The sequence below is a fragment of the Pseudomonas sp. HMSC063H08 genome, assembly GCF_001813645.1.
GTDB classification, from domain to species: Bacteria; Pseudomonadota; Gammaproteobacteria; order Pseudomonadales; family Pseudomonadaceae; genus Pseudomonas; species Pseudomonas aeruginosa.
In genome coordinates this window covers 97728-114679 of record NZ_KV813325.1, presented here as the reverse complement: position 1 = coordinate 114679, position 16952 = coordinate 97728, and the positions used below count along the sequence as shown (strand labels likewise).

Genomic DNA, 16952 nt, shown 5'->3' with positions numbered 1-16952 from the left:
AGAAACACAGTCGTCGAACGGATGCTCTCGTCGTGTCGCCGTCCCGGGCGGGCAGCAGGCCATGACCGGCTGCGCAAAAGGCGGCCGATAGTACCTCAGCTGGCGAACGATACGAGACTTTCTGGATTGCCGGCGCAGGGTAACAGCAGCGCCGCACGGGGAAAACAGGCAAGAAACAGACCATGCCCCCGGCGGCGTTCCGCCGGGGGCATGGGATCAGGACTGGGCGGCGGGCAGCAGGCCGGCGTCGCCGGGCACTACCTGGGCCAGCGGTACGCTGGCGGCGTGGGGGTCGTCCGCCTCGGCCTTGCGCCAGCGGCCGAGCCAGTCGTCGCGGTCCTCTTCCCAGACCCGCGTATGCAGGCGCGAAAGTGCTACCGGGTCACTCAACAGGGCCAGGCGCGTGGCGCCGTCGAGCTGTTCCGGGCCCTTCTCGATGGCCTTGCCGATACGCTCGCCGCGCACCGTCTCGATGGCTTGCGCACGGTTGTGGCGAGCCGTGCCCATGGCGCAGGCCAGGGCGTTGAGCAACGGATCGACGGCGGCCTTGAGGAAGCCATCCTTGAGCGCATGCCAGCGGTTCTCGTAGGTGTACTCGTCGGTGGCGCGCAGCTCGCGCGGCGTGTCGTACTCCTCCGGGATCAGGAACAGCTTTTCATCGCGGGCGCGCAGGCCCAGCTTCACCCGACTGGAGATCACCGATACCGGGATAGACAGGATCAGCGAACCGACGATCGGCGACAGCCACCACAGGAAGCGCGGGTTGAGCCAGGCCACCAGCAGGGTCCAGGCGATACCTAGCAGGGTCTGCATGCCGTGCCGGCGGATCGCCTCGCTCCAGGGCGTGGCGTCGTCGTCGCGCTGCGGCGAGTTCCACTGCACCGACCAGCCGAGGAAGGCGGCCAGCACGAAGCGGGTGTGGAAGAGCATGCGCACCGGCGCCAGCAGCACCGAGAAGAACATCTCCAGGAGCATGCTCAGGGTCACTCGGATCACCCCGCCGAAACCCTTGGCGCCCTTGGCCCAGATCAGCATTACGCTGAGCAGCTTGGGCAGGAACAACAGGGTCAGGGTGGTGGAGAACAACGCGATGGCCTTCTCCGGATGCCACTGCGGCCAGATCGGGAACAACTGCCGCGGTTCCAGGAAGTACTGCGGCTCCATCAGCTGGTGCACCGCCAGCAGCGCGGTGGAAAGCACCAGGAAGAAGAACCACAACGGCGCCGACAGGTAGGACATGACCCCGGTGAGGAACACCGCGCGGTGCACCGGGTGCATGCCCTTGACCAGGAACAGGCGGAAGTTCATCAGGTTGCCGTGGCACCAGCGGCGGTCGCGCTTGAGTTCGTCGAGCAGGTTCGGCGGCAGTTCTTCGTAGCTGCCGTCGAGGTCGTAGGCGATCCACACGCCCCAGCCGGCACGGCGCATCAGCGCAGCCTCGACGAAGTCGTGGGACAGGATCGCGCCGGCGAACGAGCCCTTGCCCGGCAACGGCGCCAGGGCGCAGTGGTCGATGAAGGGCTGCATGCGGATGATCGCGTTGTGGCCCCAGTAGTGCGACTCGCCGAGTTGCCAGAAGTGCAGGCCGGCGGTGAACAGCGGGCCGTAGACGCGGGTGGCGAACTGCTGCATGCGCGCATACAGGGTGTCCATGCCGGACGCCTTCGGCGCGGTCTGGATGATCCCCGCCTCAGGATTGGCCTCCATCAGGCGCACCAGCTTGGCCAGGCAGTCGCCGCTCATCACGCTGTCGGCGTCCATCACCACCATGTAGCGGTAGTCGCCGCCCCAGCGCCGGCAGAAGTCGTCGATGTTGCCGCTCTTGCGCTTCACCCGGCGCCGGCGGCGACGGTAGAAGATCTTGCCGAAGCCCTTGGTCTCGCGGCACAGCTCGAGCCAGGCCTGCTGCTCGGCGACGGCGATATCCGGGTCGTTGGTGTCGCTGAGGACGAAGAAGTCGAAGCGTTCCATCTCGCCGGTGGCGGCCATCGACTCGACGGTCGCCCGCAGGCCGGCGAATACCCGCGGCACGTCTTCGTTGCAGATCGGCATGACGATCGCCGTGCGGGCGTCGGCGGCGATCGGCTCGCTGCCGGCGCTGCTGCCGGAGATCCGGTAGCGGTCGCGCCCGGTGAGCAGCTCCCAGAAGCCCATCAGCGCGGTCCAGAAGCCGGCCGAGACCCAGCAGAAGAGGATCGCGAAGAGCGCCAGGATGCCGAACTGGATGACATAGGGCAGCACCTGCTGGACGGTATCCAGCAGGCTCTGCTGGGCCAGTTCCTCCAGGTCGACGAAGGCCCAGCCCTGGTAGGGCAGGATGCCTTTCATGTAGTAGGTGGCGACCGAGGTCTGCGCCAGCATCAACAACAGCAGGATGAACCGGCGCAGCGAGCCGACCCGCTGCCAGCGGGCCCGCGGCAGGGCACGCTTGGGCTTGGGCGGGTTGCTGCGTCCGGTCAGCCGACGCCAGCCGCGCACCAGGATGTTGGTGCGCCAGGGCTCGGGAATCACCTTGGTACGGCGGATCGGCGGGGAAATCTTGAGGAAGGTGCGACCCTGGGCGTCGACGCCGAACATCTCGGCGTCGTCCAGCTCAGGGGTGCCCAGCTGCAGGCGGGCGCGTACCGAGGCCAGGGCGGGATCGCCCCCGGCATCGGCAGCGGCGCCTTCCGCTCCCGCCAGGCGAGCGTGCAGCTCGGAGAAGGAAGCGGACTCGCCAAGTCGCTCCCGCTCCTCTTCCGCCAGGGGAAGATGAGCGAGGTAGTCGGCCAGCGGTGCTTTCGTAGTGGATGGGTTATTCATCGGCAGGCAGCTGATAGCTCCAGGTTTCGCTCAGTGGCTTCTGCGCCTCGTCGACCAGCGCCGCGCGCATTTCCACCGGCTTCTTCGGATCCTTGACCTTGATCCGCAGCGTCAGGCGCCAGCCTTTCAGGACCGGGTTGTAACGCAGGCTGTTCTCCACCACCTCGGCGTTGCTGTCGGTGCTGACCTGGGTGGTCACCGGCGCGTCCGGCGCCAGGTCCTTCAGGGCCGGCCCTTCGAAGTCGACGACCAGGGCGGTGCTGCCGTCCTGCTGGCGGATCAGGTTCTTCTGCTTCACGTCGCCGACCGAGCGCATGGTCTGCTTGACCCAGGAGGATTTCGGGTCGTGCAGCTCGTCTTCATCCATGGTCCAGTGCAGGCGGTAGGCGAAGTCCAGCGGCTTTCCGACCTCAGGCTGGGTCTCGGGGTTCCAGAACGCGACGATATTGTCGTTGGTTTCGTCCGGGGTCGGGATTTCCACCAGTTCCACGGTGCCCTTGCCCCAGTCGCCCTTCGGCTCGATCCAGGCACTCGGACGCAGGTCGTAGCGGTCGTCCAGGTCTTCGTAGCGGGAGAACTCGCGGCCGCGCTGGAGCAGGCCGAAGCCTTTCGGGTTCTCGACGCTGAAGGTGCTCACCGACAGGTGCTTCGGATTGTTCAGCGGACGCCACAGCCACTCGCCGTTGCCGGCATGGATCTGCAGACCGCTGGAGTCATGCAGCTCGGGCCGGAAGTTGTGCTGCTCGGACGGCTGGTTGGAGCCGAACAGGTACATGCTGGTCAGCGGCGCCAGGCCCAGTTTGCTGACCTTGTCGCGGAGGAACACGCGGGCCTGGACATCCATCACCGCATCCTTGCCCGGACGCAGCACGAAGCGGTAGGCGCCGGTGGCCCGCGGCGAGTCGAGCAGGGCGTAGATCACCAGTTGCTTGTCCTGCGCCTTCGGCCGCTCGATCCAGAATTCGCGGAAGCGCGGGAACTCTTCGCCCGAAGGCAGCGCGGTATCGATCGCCAGGCCGCGCGCCGACAGACCGTAGACCTGGCCCTTGCCGACCACGCGGAAGTAGCTCGCGCCAAGGAAGGTGGCGATCTCGTCCTGCTTGTCGGCCTTGTTGATCGGATAGAGCACGCGGAAACCGGCATAGCCGAGATCCTTGGTGGCATTCTCGTCGAACTTCAGGGATCCGAAATCGAATTTGGTGCGATCGTACTTGATCGGCTTGACCGTGGTAGCGGTCACCTCGTTGATCTTCACCGGCGTGTCGAAGTGCATGCCCTGGTGATAGAAGCTCAGCTTGAACGGCGTCTTCAGCTTGCCCCAGTAGGCGCGCTCGTTGATGAAACGGATCTGCTGGTAATCGGCGAATTTCATTTCGCTGAATTCCGATGGCAGGTTGCTGGTCGGCGCGGAATACTTGTCGCCGGCCAGGTCCTTGGCCTTGCTCGCCACGTCGTCGATGCTGAACGCCCATACCGGGGCGGCGACGAATGCCAGCGCGGTCGAGCCGGCAAGCAGCAGGGTGCGCACGCGGGCGCGGAAATCGGTGTTTGAAACGGAACGGAAAATCACGAGGCCCCCTCGTCCGTGAACATGAATTACTGAAGACGCCCTGACCGTTCAGGGGTCTCCGACGGCACCGGAGTGCCGGTCGAACATGGTTTCGCCACATTCGCTGCCAAACCCGATAGATAGCCAGATTTGGCGCGATCTGACAAAAAGAATGCCTGTTTCCAGTCATTCGCGTTACGTGCACCGGGCCTGGAAAACCAGGGGGCATGCCGCTCGTCGGCTAGCGACCCCAGAGGTTCCGACCCTGCCCGGGCGGAATGATTCCCGTCCATTGGGTTGCAGGACGCCCCGCCCGGCATCGGGATGCCGGCCGGCCTGTCCTGTACAGCATGAAATCGGCGTGCGGATGATGCACCGAGGTTGTGACAAAAGGCCATGTATCTGTCACAAAAATTCACCGTTCCGGCCCCGCCATCCCTCCCTGAAGCACCTTGGGGACAATCCCCTCGACGCCGATCAACTCTCCAGCAGGAAGGTCACCGGCCCGTCGTTGACCAGGTGCACCTGCATGTCGGCGCCGAAACGCCCGGTCGCCACCTGCGGATAGGCCTCCCGCGCCAGTTTCACCAGGTGCTCGAACACCGTCTCTCCTTGCGCCGGCGGCGCCGCGCTGGAGAAGCTCGGACGCAGTCCGCTGCGGGTGTTCGCCGCCAGGGTGAATTGCGAGACCAGCAGCAAGCCGCCCTGCACGTCCAGCAAGGACCGGTTCATCTTGCCCTCGTCGTCGCCGAACACCCTGTAGTTGAGCAGCTTGTGCAGCATCTTCGCCGCGCAACGCTCGCCATCCTCGGGCTCGACCCCGACCAGCACCAGCAGGCCGCGATCGATGGAGCCGACGATTTCGCCGCCAACCTCCACCCGCGCCGCGCCGACGCGCTGCAGCAATGCCTTCATTCGGCCTCCGGCGGCAGGTCGAGCAGTCGCCGGCCGATCTCGTTGGTGGCGCGCACCAGCGCATCGACTATCCCCGGCTCGCTGGCGGTGTGCCCGGCGTCGCGGATGATCTGCAGTTCGCTGTTCGGCCAGGCCTGGTGCAGGGCCCAGGCATTGTCCAGCGGACAGATGGCGTCGTAGCGGCCATGCACGATCACGCCAGGCAGATGGGCGATGCGGTGCATGTCCTCGAGCAACTGGTTGGGCCTGAGGAAGCCCTGGTTGACGAAGAAGTGGTTCTCGATGCGCGAGATCGACAGCGCCCTGCCCGGCTCGGTGAAGCGGTCCACCACCATGGGGTTGGGGCGCAGCGTGGCGGTGCGGCCCTCCCAGGTCGACCAGGCCTTGGCGGCGTGCATCTGGGCGATCTGGTCGCTACCGGTCAGGCGCTTGTGGAAGGCCGCCAGCAGGTCGCCGCGCTCTTCCGGCGGGATCGGCGCGACATAGTCTTCCCAATAGTCGGGGAACAGGCGGCTGGCGCCTTCCTGGTAGAACCAGTGGATGTCCTGCGGACGGCAGAGGAAGATGCCGCGCAGGATCAGCGCATGGACCCGCTCGGGATGGGTCTGCGCGTAGGCCAGCGACAGGGTCGAGCCCCAGGAACCGCCGAACAGCACCCACTTCTCGATACCCAGGTGCTCGCGCAGGCGCTCCATGTCCGCCACCAGCTCCCAGGTGCTGTTCTTCTCCAGGCTGGCGTGGGGCGTGGAACGGCCGCAACCGCGCTGGTCGAAGGTGACGATACGGTAGAGGTTGGGATCGAAGAAGCGACGCGACAGGGCATCGCAACCGGAGCCGGGGCCGCCGTGGACGAAAACGACCGGCAGTCCGTCCGGCGAACCGCTTTCGTCGGCATACAGCACATGCGGTTCGTCGACGGCCAGCTCGTGGCGAGCGTAGGGTTTAATTTCCGGATACAGAACTAGCATGATGCGCTCCCGAGGCGATGTGTTCGGCCCCCGGCGCAAACGTCGACAGCGGGGCCCGTCCTTTGCTCTGCCGCGCATGATACTTCGGCGCCGGGAAAAAAACCGAGCGGCTTTCATGTCCGCCCCGGTAGACAGGAAACCATCAATCCAAGCAACGGCGCCTGGCGCCGGGAGAGCGAGCATGGCCGAGGCCTTGCGACACCGTATCCGCGCCGCCGGCCTGCTGGTGGTGGAGCAACGCATCCTGCTGGTCCGCCACGAGGTCGGCGGCGACATCTACTGGATTCCGCCCGGCGGCGGCTTCGAGTCGGAATGCGACGAATCGACGAAGGATACCGTCCGGCGCGAGTTTTTCGAGGAGACCGGCCTGCGGGTGGACGTCGGCCCGCTGGTCTACGTGCGCGAATTCGCCGAACCCGCCGCCGGGCGCTTCCACATGGAGCTGTTCTACCGCATCGACGCCTGGCGTGGCGAGCCGACCTTGGCCAACCTGAAGGGCCTGGGCGGCGACGAGTTCGATATCCGCGAGGTCGGCTGGATCGCCCGCGACGAATTGCCTGGCCTGCCGTCTTTCTATCCGGCCGAACTGGCCGACGACGTCTGGTCGCGCCTGGACGCGCCGACGCCATCGATCCGCCACCTCGGCCTGCAGCGCTAGACGCTCACTGCACCGGATCGCTGGTGGGGTTCTCGAGGATCGCCTTCAGCTCCGCGGTCATGGGGAACTCCAGGTTCAACCCCTTGGGCGGGATCGGCTGCTGGAACCAGCGCTGGTAGATGCCCTGTATCTCGCCCGAGCGATACAGCCCGGCCAGGGTCTCGTTGACCAGGGCAAGGAACTGCGGGTCGTCCTTGCGCACCATGCAGCTGTAGATCTCCCGCGATTGCGGCTCGCCGACCACCACCCAGTCGTGCGGCTGGCGCGCCTTGGCGCGTTCGCCGTAGAGCAGCGCATCGTCCATGTAGAAGGCCACCGCGCGACCCGATTGCAGCATCTGGAAGGCTTCGCCGTGGTCCTTGGCGCTGACCACGTTCATCCCCAGCTTGTGTTCGGCGTTGTAGTTCTTCAGGTAGCGCTCGTTGGTGGTGCCGGCGGTGGTCACCACGTTCTTGCCCTTGAGGTCGTCGAAGTGGGCGATGCCGCTGTCCTTGCGGGTCAGCAACTGGCCCTTGACGTAGATGAAGCCGTAGGAGAACGCCACCTGTTTCTGCCGCTCGGCGGTGACCCCGGTGGAGCCGCACTCCAGGTCGACGGTGCCGTTCTGCACCAGCGGGATGCGAGTCTGCGAAGTGACCAGGTTGTACTTCACCTTGAGTTCCGGCTTGCCGAGGGTGCTTTTGAGCCGCTCCACCACCTTGCCGGCCAGTTCCACCGAATAGCCCATGGGCTGGCCGCTGTTATCGCCAAGGTAGGAGAAAGGCACCGAGGCATCGCGATAACCCAGGGTTATCGTGCCGTTGTCGGCAACCTTCTTCAGGGTGCCGCTGAGTTCCTCGGCCTGCGCGGCGCCGATGGCGAGCGACAGGGAGAGTGCGAGGGTGCTGGATACAAGGGTTTTCATCGGAGGTTCTGCCTCTTTTTTCTTATGGCTATGGAAAGTAAGTCAGCCCCTGGCCGCCACCACGGTGATCTCCACCAGCACCGACGGACGCGCCAGCTCCGCCTGGACGGTGGTCCGGCTGGGCGCCTGGCCGGTCGGCAACCACTGGGTCCAGACCTCGTTCAGGGCGGCGAAATCGCGGGCGATGTCCTTCAGGTAGATGGTCGCGCTGAGGATACGCTCCTTGCGCGACCCGGCCTCGGCCAGCAGCGCGTCGATCTTCGCCAGCACCTCGCGGGTCTGGCCATGGATATCCTCGGCCTGGCCCGGCACCTGGCCGGAAAGAAATACCAGGGCGTCGAAGCAGACCGCGGCGGACAGGCGGTCGTTGGTGGCGATACGGGTCGGTTCCATGGGAGTGCTCCAGTCGAGGGGGGATCAGCCAGCCAGCGCGCCGCGCGGCAGCAGGCCAGTGGTATCGATGCTCGGCGGGCGGCGGCCGATCTGCTCGGCCAGCAGGCGCGCGCTGCCGCAGGCCAGGGTGAAGCCGAGCGCGCCGTGGCCGAGGTTGAGCCAGAGGTTGCGGTAGCCGCCGTTGCCCACCAGCGGTACCCCGGTGGGCGTGGCCGGGCGCATGCCGGCCCATTCGACGGCGGCGTCGAAATCGCCGCCCTGCGGGAACGTGTCCCGCGCCTGCTGGCGCAGCAGTGCCAGGCGCGCGGGCTCGAGGCCGGGGTCGAAGCCGACGATGTCGACCATCGCGGCGATCCGCAGCCGCTCGCCGATCCGCGCGTAGACGATCTTGCGGTCGTAATCGGTGATGCTGGTATCCGGCGCACGGTGCTGCGCGCCGACCGGCAGGGTCAGGCTATAGCCCTTGAGCGGGTATAGCGGCAGGCGCAGGCCCGGCAGCATCAATTCGGCGCTGCGGTAGCCGGCAGCCAGCACCACATGATCGGCCTCGATGAGATCGCCGCCGACCTCGACGCCACGCACCGCCGCGCCGCCCTCGACGATCTTCGTCACCCTGCGGCCATGCAGTTGCCGGCAATGTCCGGAAGCCTGCAGGCGCTCGGCAAGTTGCACGCAGAAGGCATGGCAGTCGGCGACCTCCTCGTCCGGCGTGTGGATGCCGCCGACGAAGGGCGCGGCGGACAGGGCCGGCTCCAGCGCGAGGCACTCGGCGGCGGTCAGGACGAATTGCGCCGAAGGATCGGCCAGACCCTGGCGGGCCCGCGCAAAGCTGGCCGGTTGGCGAAACGCCACCAGCTTGCCGTTGCGCCGCCAGTCGAAGCCATCGAGGCCATCCTCCTCGCGCCAGGCCTGCAGGGTGCGCTGGCTGAGCAATGCCAGGCGCAGCAGGTGCGCGGCATTGCGGCGGTTCAGCGAGCCGCGGCAGGCCGCGAGGAAGCCCAGCAGCCAGCGCCACTGCGCCGGATCAAGGCGCGGCCGCAGGCGCAACGGCGCATCATTGCGCAGCAGCCAGCCGAGCGCCTGGGCCGGCACGCCGCTGTCGGCCAATGGCGCCACGTAGCGATAGGACAACTGCCCGCCATTGGCGTAGCTGGTTTCCAGCCCGCCCCGCTCGCGCGCTTCCACCAGGGTCACGTCGAACCCTTCGCGAACCAGGGCGTAGGCCGTGGCCAGGCCGACCACGCCGGCGCCGATGATGCAAACCCGCTGAGCCATGACAATCGTTATCCAGGTGTTTTCCAGGGCTTCGACGATAGGCGCGGATGACAGCGGTAGGACAATGAATAAAGATGGCCAGGGTATAAATCCAGGTTATGGGCTCGCGCCGATGAAGCTCCGCCATATCGAAGTGTTCCAGGCGATCCGCCAGGCTGGCTCGGTCAGCGGCGCCGCACAGTTGCTGCACGTGTCCCAACCGGCGGTGAGCAAGGTCCTGCAGCACGCCGAGCAGCAACTGGGCTTCCCGCTGTTCTTGCGAGTGCGCGGCAAGCTGCTGGCGACTCCGGAAGCGCTGGAACTGGAGCGAGAAGTGGCCAAGCTCAGCGATAGCCTGCAGGCCGTGCGGCGCCTGGCGCAGAACCTGCGGCGCCAGCCGGGCCACAGCCTGCGCATCGGCGCCACCCCGGCCCTGGCGCTGTCGCTGCTGCCGCGGGCGATCGGCGAATGGAGCGCGCGCTATCCGCAGAGCGGCTGCGAACTGGCCACCTTGCATTCGCGCGAGCTGGTGCAGGGCCTGCTGATGCGCGAACTGGACCTGGCCCTGAGCCTGAAGCAGCCGGAACACCCCGGCCTGCGCGGCGAAGCCATCGCCAGCGGCGTATTGGTGGCCCTGGCGCCGCGCGAACACTGGCCCGAAGCGGAACGCCGGCAGCCGCTGAGCCTGGCCGGGCTGGCCGGCGAAGCGCTGATCGGGCTGTCCACCGCCGACCCGCTGTTCGCCCGCCTGGAGGATTACCTCAGCGCCGTGGAGCCACCGCCACAGGTGAAGATCGCCGTGCAGACCTACGCCCTCGCCCGCGCCCTGGTGGAGGCTGGGGCCGGCCTGGCGCTGGTCGATCCCTTCACCGCCCTCGGCGCCGACCCGCACAGCACCGCGATCCGCCCATTGAGCCCGGCCTTCCCGGTCACCCTCTACGCCATCACCCGCGCCGACGAAACCCCGCCGCACACCCTCGCTCCGCTGCTGCGGATGCTCGCCCGCCAGGCCGAGGAGCGTTTGCGGGCCGTGCAGATGTAGCATTTGCCGCCTGGCCTGCCGCTGGAAACCTTGGACGTCGTTCTGGCCCACGCCTAGCGTACTTACCGCTCCGGCTTCCAGTCTGGGCGGTCCACGTCGTAGCCTTGGGTCGGGTGAGGAGGCAGAGGATAGTCCTCTATCAGATTGGGGAAACGTAAGTCGGGGTCAGCTTCAAGCTTTTTGTAGATTGAATAATACGCTTCTCGCAACTTTTCGTCGGGGGCGTACCACATTGCACTTGCAGGAGGAGTCTCACTTCCGAAGACTCGTGATAGGAAAAAAGCCGCGCTCTTGCCCCCCTGAGAGACTGACACCTGATAATAAACAAGTGCCTTTGGGAAATTGTGCTCTACTATCTTGTAATACGCCCCAGCTCATAACTAGCCGGCGCATAACCCTGACTAGCAGCACAGTGAGTATACGCCAACCCCAAATCCTTTTTTTTGGCCACATATATATAAAGCTTACCTAGTTCGGTTAGTGCCGGCGGATTTCCTAGGCTAGCAGCCTTATCAAGAAAAGTAAGTCCGTCAGTTGCAGGGTTTTTAACCCCTGCGCGATTTCCAATCATTGCTCCCATATCATAGAACCCCTGAGGCACATCCAGATCTATCATCTTTTGATAGAGATCCAATGCCTTCTGCGTATCTTTTTCTACTCCTCCGGGCCACCCTGTACGATAAAGATTCGCCAGGTTGTGCATGGCCTTCCAGTGGCCGCGCTCGGCCGCCTTGCTGTACAACCCGACGATACGAGGCCACGGACGCAAGGTATCGGGCTTGGCCAGGGTCGCCGCTTCGCGATACCAAGCATCGGCCTGCGGGTCCAGAGGGGGTAGATGGTCCTTTTCGTTAACGCAGACAAAAGGCTTGCTAACAGCCATGACAGGAAGCGCTGCGAAGCAGGATGCGACCAACGCACCAATAATCCACCGCACAGTTGTCACTCTGGCCTCCAGTCAGGCCGATCGGCATCATAGCCTTGCGTTGGATGTGGAGGCAGAGGATGGTCTTCTATCAGATGGGGGAAACGTAAGTCAGGGTCGGCCTCAAGCTTTTTGTAGATTGAATAATACGCTTCTCGCAACTTTTCGTCGGGGGCGTACCACATTGCACTTGCAGGAGGAGTCTCACTTCCGAAGACTCGTGATAGGAAAAAAGCCGCGCTCTTGCCCCCCTGAGAGACTGACGCCTGATAATAAACCAGTGCCTTTGGGAAATTGTGCTCCACTATCTTGTAATACGCTCCCAACTCATAATTAGCCGGCGCATAGCCCTGGCTAGCAGCACAGTGAGTATACGCCAACCCCAAATCCTTTTTTTTGGCCACATATATATAAAGCTTACCTAGTTCGGTTAGTGCCGGCGGATTTCCTAGGCTAGCAGCCTTATCAAGAAAAGTAAGCCCGTCAGTTGCAGGATTCTTGACCCCTGCACGATTGCCGATCATTGCTCCCATATCATAGAACCCTTGGGGCACCTCCAGATCGATCATTTTTTGATAGAGGTCCAGTGCCTTCTGCGTATCTTTTTCTACCCCTCCGGGCCACCCCGTGCGATAAAGATTCGCCAAATTATGCATCGCCTTCCAATGCCCACGCTCAACTGCCTTACTGTATAAGTCCACAATACGTCCCCAAGGACGCAAGGTGTCAGGCTTAGCTAGCGCAACTGCTTCCCGATACCAGGTATCGGCCTGGGGATCGAGAGGTGGTAAATGGTCTTTCTCATTAACACAGACGAACGGCTTACTGTCGGCCATAGCAGGAACTCCGAAACTCAACAGGAAAATGAATAGACCAATAGAGCTTCGCATTACTCAGTCCACCGTAAGATTGGGACTATAGGGCGTGGTGACATCCCAGAAACGCAGCAAGTGCGAGGTAAAAGGCTCATCTGCCACTTGGGCCTTCCAGTTATCATCCATCTTCTGACTCCACAGTTCGAAGTTGTCTTCGATCGTTTTGGCAACTTCATAAGCATGTGCCCCCCACAACTCCTCCCGCATCGCCCCCGCCAAATCCGGATTGGGCTGGGCAATCCCCAACTCGCTGTCGCTATGCATGCTGCGGACATTGATATTGGCCGAGCTGAGCAGGGTATAGAGGTCGTCCACCAGCAGCAGCTTGGAGTGCACGTAGATGTGCTTGTAGCGCGCCTTCAGCGGCGGTGCCCCGAGGGCGGCCTCGGCTTCGGCGGACAGGCGCCCTGGCGGCGGGCTGCCGGGGGCAGGGTCGCTGGTGGCCAGGGTGGCGACGACCACCTTGAGGCCGGGTACTTCGGCGAGTTGATAGGGCTTGTCGTCCTCGCCGGTGTTCTTCGCCAGTCCGGGAATCTCCTGCGCGCCAAGACCGCCGAGGCGTTGCTCGACTTCCGGCGTCACGCCTTTCTGTTCGAGCGCTTCGATCTTGCGCTCCAGCCGTTCGATGTTGTTTTCCTGGCCGCGCCGGACATAGGGATCGGGATGTAGGTTTTCCCTGACCTGCTTCAACTGCTCCCGCTTTTCCCGCAAGTCATGCGCCAGGTCGCGCTGTACCTGCGGCATCAGTTGCTCCTGGCCCAGGCCTTTCATCATGTCGTAGGTGGTCTTCGAGGCGTCGCTGGAGTCGGGGGTGTTGGTCACGACGAACAGGTACAGGTCGCCGGGCACGCCCCGGGCCTTGCGCACCTGCGCAGTCTTCCGCAGGCGCTCGGCGAAGCCGGCATAACGGAAGTACTGGTTTTCCATGTAGACGTAGTCGGTGGCATTGCCCAGGGCCTTGAGATAGTGCTCCAGGATCGAGCGCTCGCCGTCCTGTGGCTGGGTTCGGCAAATCTGCGCGACGCTGTTGCTGGCGGGCGTGGCGATCTTCGGCAGCGGCAAGGCGTCGCGCTCGGCGGTCAGCGATGGCGTCGAGAACCAGCGCTTGTACCACGGCGTCTCGAGGTCCCAGGCCTCGCTGAAGTTGCGGCTGAGGTCGGCCAGCACCGGTCCCTGGACTTGCATGGAGATATCCTGCCAGGGCCCGAACCCGGGATCGCGACCGGCGGCGCGGTCGTCGAACAGGTGGGCGCTGGTGTCCCAGTAGTTGCGGTGCATGTTGTGACCCATGACGAAGCCGATGGCCTGCGGGCTGCCATAGTCGACCAGGACCATCTTCTGGTGATGGCTGGCGAACTGGGTGAGTACCAGCAACTGGCCGATGCCCAGGTCGTCGATGCCATCGGAGCGCAACAGGTGGATCAGGCTTTGCAGCCGCCCATTGACGAGGCGCACTTGCTCGCCGTTCATCACCGGTCTGGCCGTCTGCTCGAAGTCGCGGGTACGGAACTCGACGTTCTGCAACCCACCGCCGCGTACCGCCTTGAACCAGTCGCGGGTGAATATCTGCCCCCAGGGATCCTGGCGGGTGCCGCCGGAACCGCGCTTGCCGCCGTAGCCCTGGGCCCCGCAGCTGTCGAGAGTGCGCTGGATCTCGGCGTTCTCCGCCTCCAGCTCGGCGATGCGCGTCCGCGCGTGGGCGGCGCCCCGCGGGTCGAAGCTCGGCAGCCTGCCTTCGCGGTGCAGCCGTTCCGAGCGCTCCAGGGCTTCCTGCTGCCGCGCGATGAGGTTGAGGTTATGCTGGCGCCGCTGCTCCAGTCGCAGCACCTCGTTGTCCACCGCGCTGCCGCTGGCGACGCCCGAGCCCGCCCAGGTGCCGCCGGAACCGCCGACGCCGGCCCCGGGGATGGTGTTTTCCTTGAGCCTGGCGAGCTGGTTGCTCCAGACCAGCACCCGCGCCTGCACCCCTTCGCGGCCCTTCGTCTGCAGCAATTCGCCGATTCGCGGTCCGTCGGGGCGTTTGAAACGCATGGCCGGGTCGAAGCCCCAGGTGATGATGTCGATGCTGTGCCGGGCCGCTTCCATCGCCGCATGCACCGCGTCGAAGGCCGCCTGGCCATTGATCAGCGGCTTGATGTGCACACCCGCGCGCGGCGGGTAGAAAGCCTTGTTGGCGAACCAGTCGAGGGTCAGCCGGACGCTGCCGGCCTGTTGCGCGTATAGCTTGAGGGTCTGCGGTTTGTACAGGTCGCTCATGGCGTGGGGTCATCCTTGTCGGCGGCGCCGGGCCGCGAGGCGTCGCGCCGGTAGGCGTCCGGGGCGGAACGCGGCTTGTGCTGGGGCATTTCCGCCCGGTAGTCGCGGAACCCCTGTTGGGCGAGCCGATCGTCGACCTGCAGTGCGTCCGGCCGGTCGACCATCTCCACTTCGTAGGCGTGGCCATTGGCCGTCTCGATACGATAGGTGCGTTCGCCCGGCAGCGGTTCGAAGCTGATGGCGCCGCCTTCGTCGGCGATGCCCTCCTCCTTGAGGGCACCGTTGGCGTAGAGCCGATACGGTTGCCTGGCCGCCGATGGCACGCCGGGCAACGGACTGAGTTCGAAACGCAGGAGTTTCTGCGGCGCTTCGCCGATCTTCTGGGCGATGGCTCCCAACAAGGCGCCTCCCGCCGCCGCGGCGTCGGCCGCGAGCGGTTGCAGCGGCGACAGCGCGCGAACGCCGCTACCGATGCCGGGGCTGCCGCCGCTGTTGATCATCACCTGGGCGCCGTCGAGGGTGACACCGCCCGGGTCGAGCCTGGCGAAGCTGCCACCGCCCTTTAGGGTCAGCTCCATGCCTGCCTCGATCACTACCTTGTCGCCGGCCTTGAAATGGATCTCGTCGCCCGCCTCGACGAACTGGCCGGTGCCGATCCTCAGGTGCAACGCGTCGGCGACGCTGAGGTGGTCGGCCGCCTTCAGTTCGACCTTGCGGTCGGCATGGACCGTGCGCTGTTCCTCGGCCCTGAACTCGCTGTAGCTATCGCCCTCGACCGTGTCGTGGCGCTCGTGGCCGACGCGGATCTTCTGGTCGTGCTCGATGTTCTCGTCCCAGTCGCGCTGGGCGTGGACGAAGATCTGTTCCTGGCCCTTGCGGTCCTCGATGCGCAGTTCGTTGAAACCGCCGCCGCCGGGGTAGCTGTCGGTCTTGAAAACGCTGCGGGTCTTGTTCTGCGGCAGCTCGTAGGGCACCCGGTTTTCGCCGTGGTAGAGGCAGCCGGTGACCAGCGGCTGATCCGGATCGCCCTCCAGGAAACCCACCAGGACTTCCATGCCCACCCGCGGGATGGCGACGCCGCCATAGCGCTTGCCCGCCCAGTTGGAGGCGACGCGCAACCAGCAACTGGTGTTGTCGTCGGCCTGGCCGAGGCGATCCCAGAAGAACTGCACCTTGACCCGGCCGTATTGGTCGCAGTGGATGGTCTCGCCAGCGGGGCCGGTCACGACCGCTGTCTGGCAGCCCAGCACGCGTGGCCTGGGATGCTCCAGCGGGGGGCGGAAATGCGCGCTCCAGGGAGTGGCGACGAAACGGTTGCGATAGCCCTGGCGGAAATCGCCCCGGCCCTGCGCGACGTCGCTGTCGATCGACTCTTCCAGTACCTGCGGCTGCCGCCCTTCGTGGAGAACCTCGGTAAGCAGCCAGAGATCGTTCCATTCGCCGCGGGGATGCGCGGACAGCGTCAGGAAGTGTCCGCTGAGCAGCGCCGGTTCGTCGCTTTCGCCCCTGGCCTGTAGGTAGTCGGCGCGATGCCGTTCCAGCGCGCGCCGGCTCAGGTGCTTGCCGCGCTCGCGGTGGGTGAAGCGGCCGGGATAGTCGTAGTCCTCCAGGTCCGGTTGCTGCGCCCCGGGCTGCGGGCCATGGGCGGCCTGCATCTGCAACGCGGGTTGCTCGAAGTCGTAGTCGCGCCGGGTAACCCGGCTGGCACGGGTGTCGAAGCGCACGCCGAAGCGCTTGACCACCGGCTGGTCGGCGACCAGCCCAGCGTCCTGCACGTAGGCGACGGGGCGTTGCAGCCGCGGAAAGGAGGTCTGGTCGTCGCCGAAGACCAGCATATGGCCCTGGGCAGAAAACTCATGGTGGTAATGGATGCCTTCCTCCTCGCAGAGCCTGCTGAGGAACGCCAGGTCGGTTTCGTCGTACTGCGTGCAGTATTCGCGGGCCGGGTACGGCGTCGGGCCCAGCTGGAAGCGGTAGGCGTCGGCGAGAATGCCGTGGCCCTCCAGCACCCGGCCGATGATTTCCGGCACGCTGAGGCGCTGGAAGATGCGTTGGTCGCTGCACAGCCCCAGGTAGGCCAGGCGCGGCTCCAGGGTCGCACGATAGCCGGTCAGGCGCTTGCCGGAGTCCCCCTGGGCGATGCTGGTGAGCTGTCCGTGGACCCCTTGCCCGCTCGGCGAGAGGATCAGGAAGGCCGGCTGGTGCAACAGCGCGTCGAGGTCCAGATCGGATCGCTCGCTGACCAGCTCCAGGTCGAAGCGAAAGGGCTGGCTGATGGCTTCGCGACCGCGGAAGGCGAGTACCTGGAAGTCGTGCCGGAGGTTTTCGATGCGAAGGCTGAAGTGCGTCTGGTTGGCGGGGGCGAACATTCACTGTCCTCTTGGAAACGCAGCCGTGCGTTCCTGGCGTAT

Annotated in this window: 12 protein-coding genes and 1 pseudogene; 2 read left to right on the top strand and 11 right to left on the bottom strand. The window is 65.1% G+C overall.

Going from position 1 to position 16952, the window contains the following annotated elements:
• Positions 1–216: 216 nt before the first annotated feature.
• The 4 genes from mdoH to pip form a co-directional block, all read right to left on the bottom strand.
• On the bottom strand, positions 217–2802 hold the full coding sequence (gene mdoH / locus HMPREF2924_RS00995; protein WP_003135824.1) for a glucans biosynthesis glucosyltransferase MdoH: 2586 nt from the start codon (positions 2800–2802) through the stop codon (positions 217–219).
• On the bottom strand, positions 2795–4372 hold the full coding sequence (locus HMPREF2924_RS00990; protein WP_003095915.1) for a glucan biosynthesis protein G: 1578 nt from the start codon (positions 4370–4372) through the stop codon (positions 2795–2797). The genes mdoH and HMPREF2924_RS00990 overlap by 8 nt, the downstream gene beginning before the upstream one ends.
• 456 nt (positions 4373–4828) lie before the next feature.
• Positions 4829–5266 (bottom strand): D-aminoacyl-tRNA deacylase, encoded by a 438-nt coding sequence (gene dtd, locus HMPREF2924_RS00985; protein WP_003095916.1) that lies wholly within the window; start codon positions 5264–5266, stop codon positions 4829–4831.
• Complete coding sequence (pip, locus tag HMPREF2924_RS00980; RefSeq protein ID WP_003095918.1) at positions 5263–6234, bottom strand: prolyl aminopeptidase; 972 nt, start codon at positions 6232–6234, stop codon at positions 5263–5265. Before pip ends, dtd begins: the two co-directional genes overlap by 4 nt.
• Before the next feature lie 181 nt (positions 6235–6415).
• Between pip and HMPREF2924_RS00975 the strand changes: the two genes are divergently transcribed.
• Positions 6416–6892 carry an NUDIX domain-containing protein gene (locus HMPREF2924_RS00975; RefSeq protein ID WP_003095920.1) on the top strand — a complete coding sequence of 159 codons (477 nt, stop codon included), beginning with the start codon at positions 6416–6418 and terminating at the stop codon, positions 6890–6892.
• A 4-nt stretch (positions 6893–6896) separates the two neighbouring features.
• Here the strand turns inward: HMPREF2924_RS00975 and HMPREF2924_RS00970 are convergent, their stop codons facing one another.
• From HMPREF2924_RS00970 to HMPREF2924_RS00960, 3 genes are read right to left on the bottom strand one after another with little or no spacing between them, the layout of a single operon-like run.
• Positions 6897–7796 (bottom strand): transporter substrate-binding domain-containing protein, encoded by a 900-nt coding sequence (locus HMPREF2924_RS00970; RefSeq protein ID WP_003095923.1) that lies wholly within the window; start codon positions 7794–7796, stop codon positions 6897–6899.
• A 42-nt stretch (positions 7797–7838) separates the two neighbouring features.
• Positions 7839–8189 carry a RidA family protein gene (locus HMPREF2924_RS00965; protein ID WP_003095925.1) on the bottom strand — a complete coding sequence of 117 codons (351 nt, stop codon included), beginning with the start codon at positions 8187–8189 and terminating at the stop codon, positions 7839–7841.
• Positions 8190–8213: 24 nt separating this feature from the next.
• On the bottom strand, positions 8214–9464 hold the full coding sequence (locus tag HMPREF2924_RS00960; protein WP_003135827.1) for a D-amino acid dehydrogenase: 1251 nt from the start codon (positions 9462–9464) through the stop codon (positions 8214–8216).
• A gap of 64 nt (positions 9465–9528) precedes the next feature.
• Between HMPREF2924_RS00960 and HMPREF2924_RS00955 the strand changes: the two genes are divergently transcribed.
• Complete coding sequence (locus HMPREF2924_RS00955; protein WP_003095930.1) at positions 9529–10485, top strand: LysR family transcriptional regulator; 957 nt, start codon at positions 9529–9531, stop codon at positions 10483–10485.
• Between the two features lie 62 nt (positions 10486–10547).
• On the opposite strand, the pseudogene HMPREF2924_RS00950 reads toward HMPREF2924_RS00955, so the two are convergent.
• The 4 genes and pseudogenes from HMPREF2924_RS00950 to HMPREF2924_RS00935 all read right to left on the bottom strand — a co-directional run bounded on the left by HMPREF2924_RS00950 (position 10548) and on the right by HMPREF2924_RS00935 (position 16910).
• Positions 10548–11368 (bottom strand): annotated as a pseudogene (locus HMPREF2924_RS00950) (tetratricopeptide repeat protein).
• Between the two features lie 59 nt (positions 11369–11427).
• The gene (locus tag HMPREF2924_RS00945; RefSeq protein ID WP_070700306.1) at positions 11428–12300 is read right to left on the bottom strand and encodes a tetratricopeptide repeat protein; all 873 of its coding nucleotides are present in this window, start codon (positions 12298–12300) and stop codon (positions 11428–11430) included.
• 3 nt (positions 12301–12303) lie between these two features.
• Positions 12304–14541, bottom strand: a complete 2238-nt coding sequence (pldB, locus tag HMPREF2924_RS00940) for a type VI secrection system-dependent phospholipase D effector PldB (protein WP_003135834.1) — start codon at positions 14539–14541, stop codon at positions 12304–12306.
• Positions 14538–16910: a type VI secretion system Vgr family protein gene (locus HMPREF2924_RS00935; protein WP_003135835.1), complete on the bottom strand. Its 2373-nt coding sequence runs from the start codon at positions 16908–16910 to the stop codon at positions 14538–14540. Before HMPREF2924_RS00935 ends, pldB begins: the two co-directional genes overlap by 4 nt.
• Between the last annotated feature and the right edge of the window lie 42 nt (positions 16911–16952).

Bases quoted from the DNA above. Each gene is read 5' to 3' on its own strand.
- pldB (WP_003135834.1), bottom strand. From the start codon at position 14,541: ATGAGCGACCTGTACAAACCGCAGACCCTCAAGCTATACGCGCAACAG.
- HMPREF2924_RS00945 (WP_070700306.1), bottom strand. From the start codon at position 12,300: ATGCGAAGCTCTATTGGTCTATTCATTTTCCTGTTGAGTTTCGGAGTT.
- HMPREF2924_RS00965 (WP_003095925.1), bottom strand. From the start codon at position 8,189: ATGGAACCGACCCGTATCGCCACCAACGACCGCCTGTCCGCCGCGGTC.
- HMPREF2924_RS00960 (WP_003135827.1), bottom strand. From the start codon at position 9,464: ATGGCTCAGCGGGTTTGCATCATCGGCGCCGGCGTGGTCGGCCTGGCC.
- pip (WP_003095918.1), bottom strand. From the start codon at position 6,234: ATGCTAGTTCTGTATCCGGAAATTAAACCCTACGCTCGCCACGAGCTG.
- dtd (WP_003095916.1), bottom strand. From the start codon at position 5,266: ATGAAGGCATTGCTGCAGCGCGTCGGCGCGGCGCGGGTGGAGGTTGGC.
- HMPREF2924_RS00970 (WP_003095923.1), bottom strand. From the start codon at position 7,796: ATGAAAACCCTTGTATCCAGCACCCTCGCACTCTCCCTGTCGCTCGCC.
- mdoH (WP_003135824.1), bottom strand. From the start codon at position 2,802: ATGAATAACCCATCCACTACGAAAGCACCGCTGGCCGACTACCTCGCT.
- HMPREF2924_RS00935 (WP_003135835.1), bottom strand. From the start codon at position 16,910: ATGTTCGCCCCCGCCAACCAGACGCACTTCAGCCTTCGCATCGAAAAC.
- HMPREF2924_RS00955 (WP_003095930.1), top strand. From the start codon at position 9,529: ATGAATAAAGATGGCCAGGGTATAAATCCAGGTTATGGGCTCGCGCCG.
- HMPREF2924_RS00975 (WP_003095920.1), top strand. From the start codon at position 6,416: ATGGCCGAGGCCTTGCGACACCGTATCCGCGCCGCCGGCCTGCTGGTG.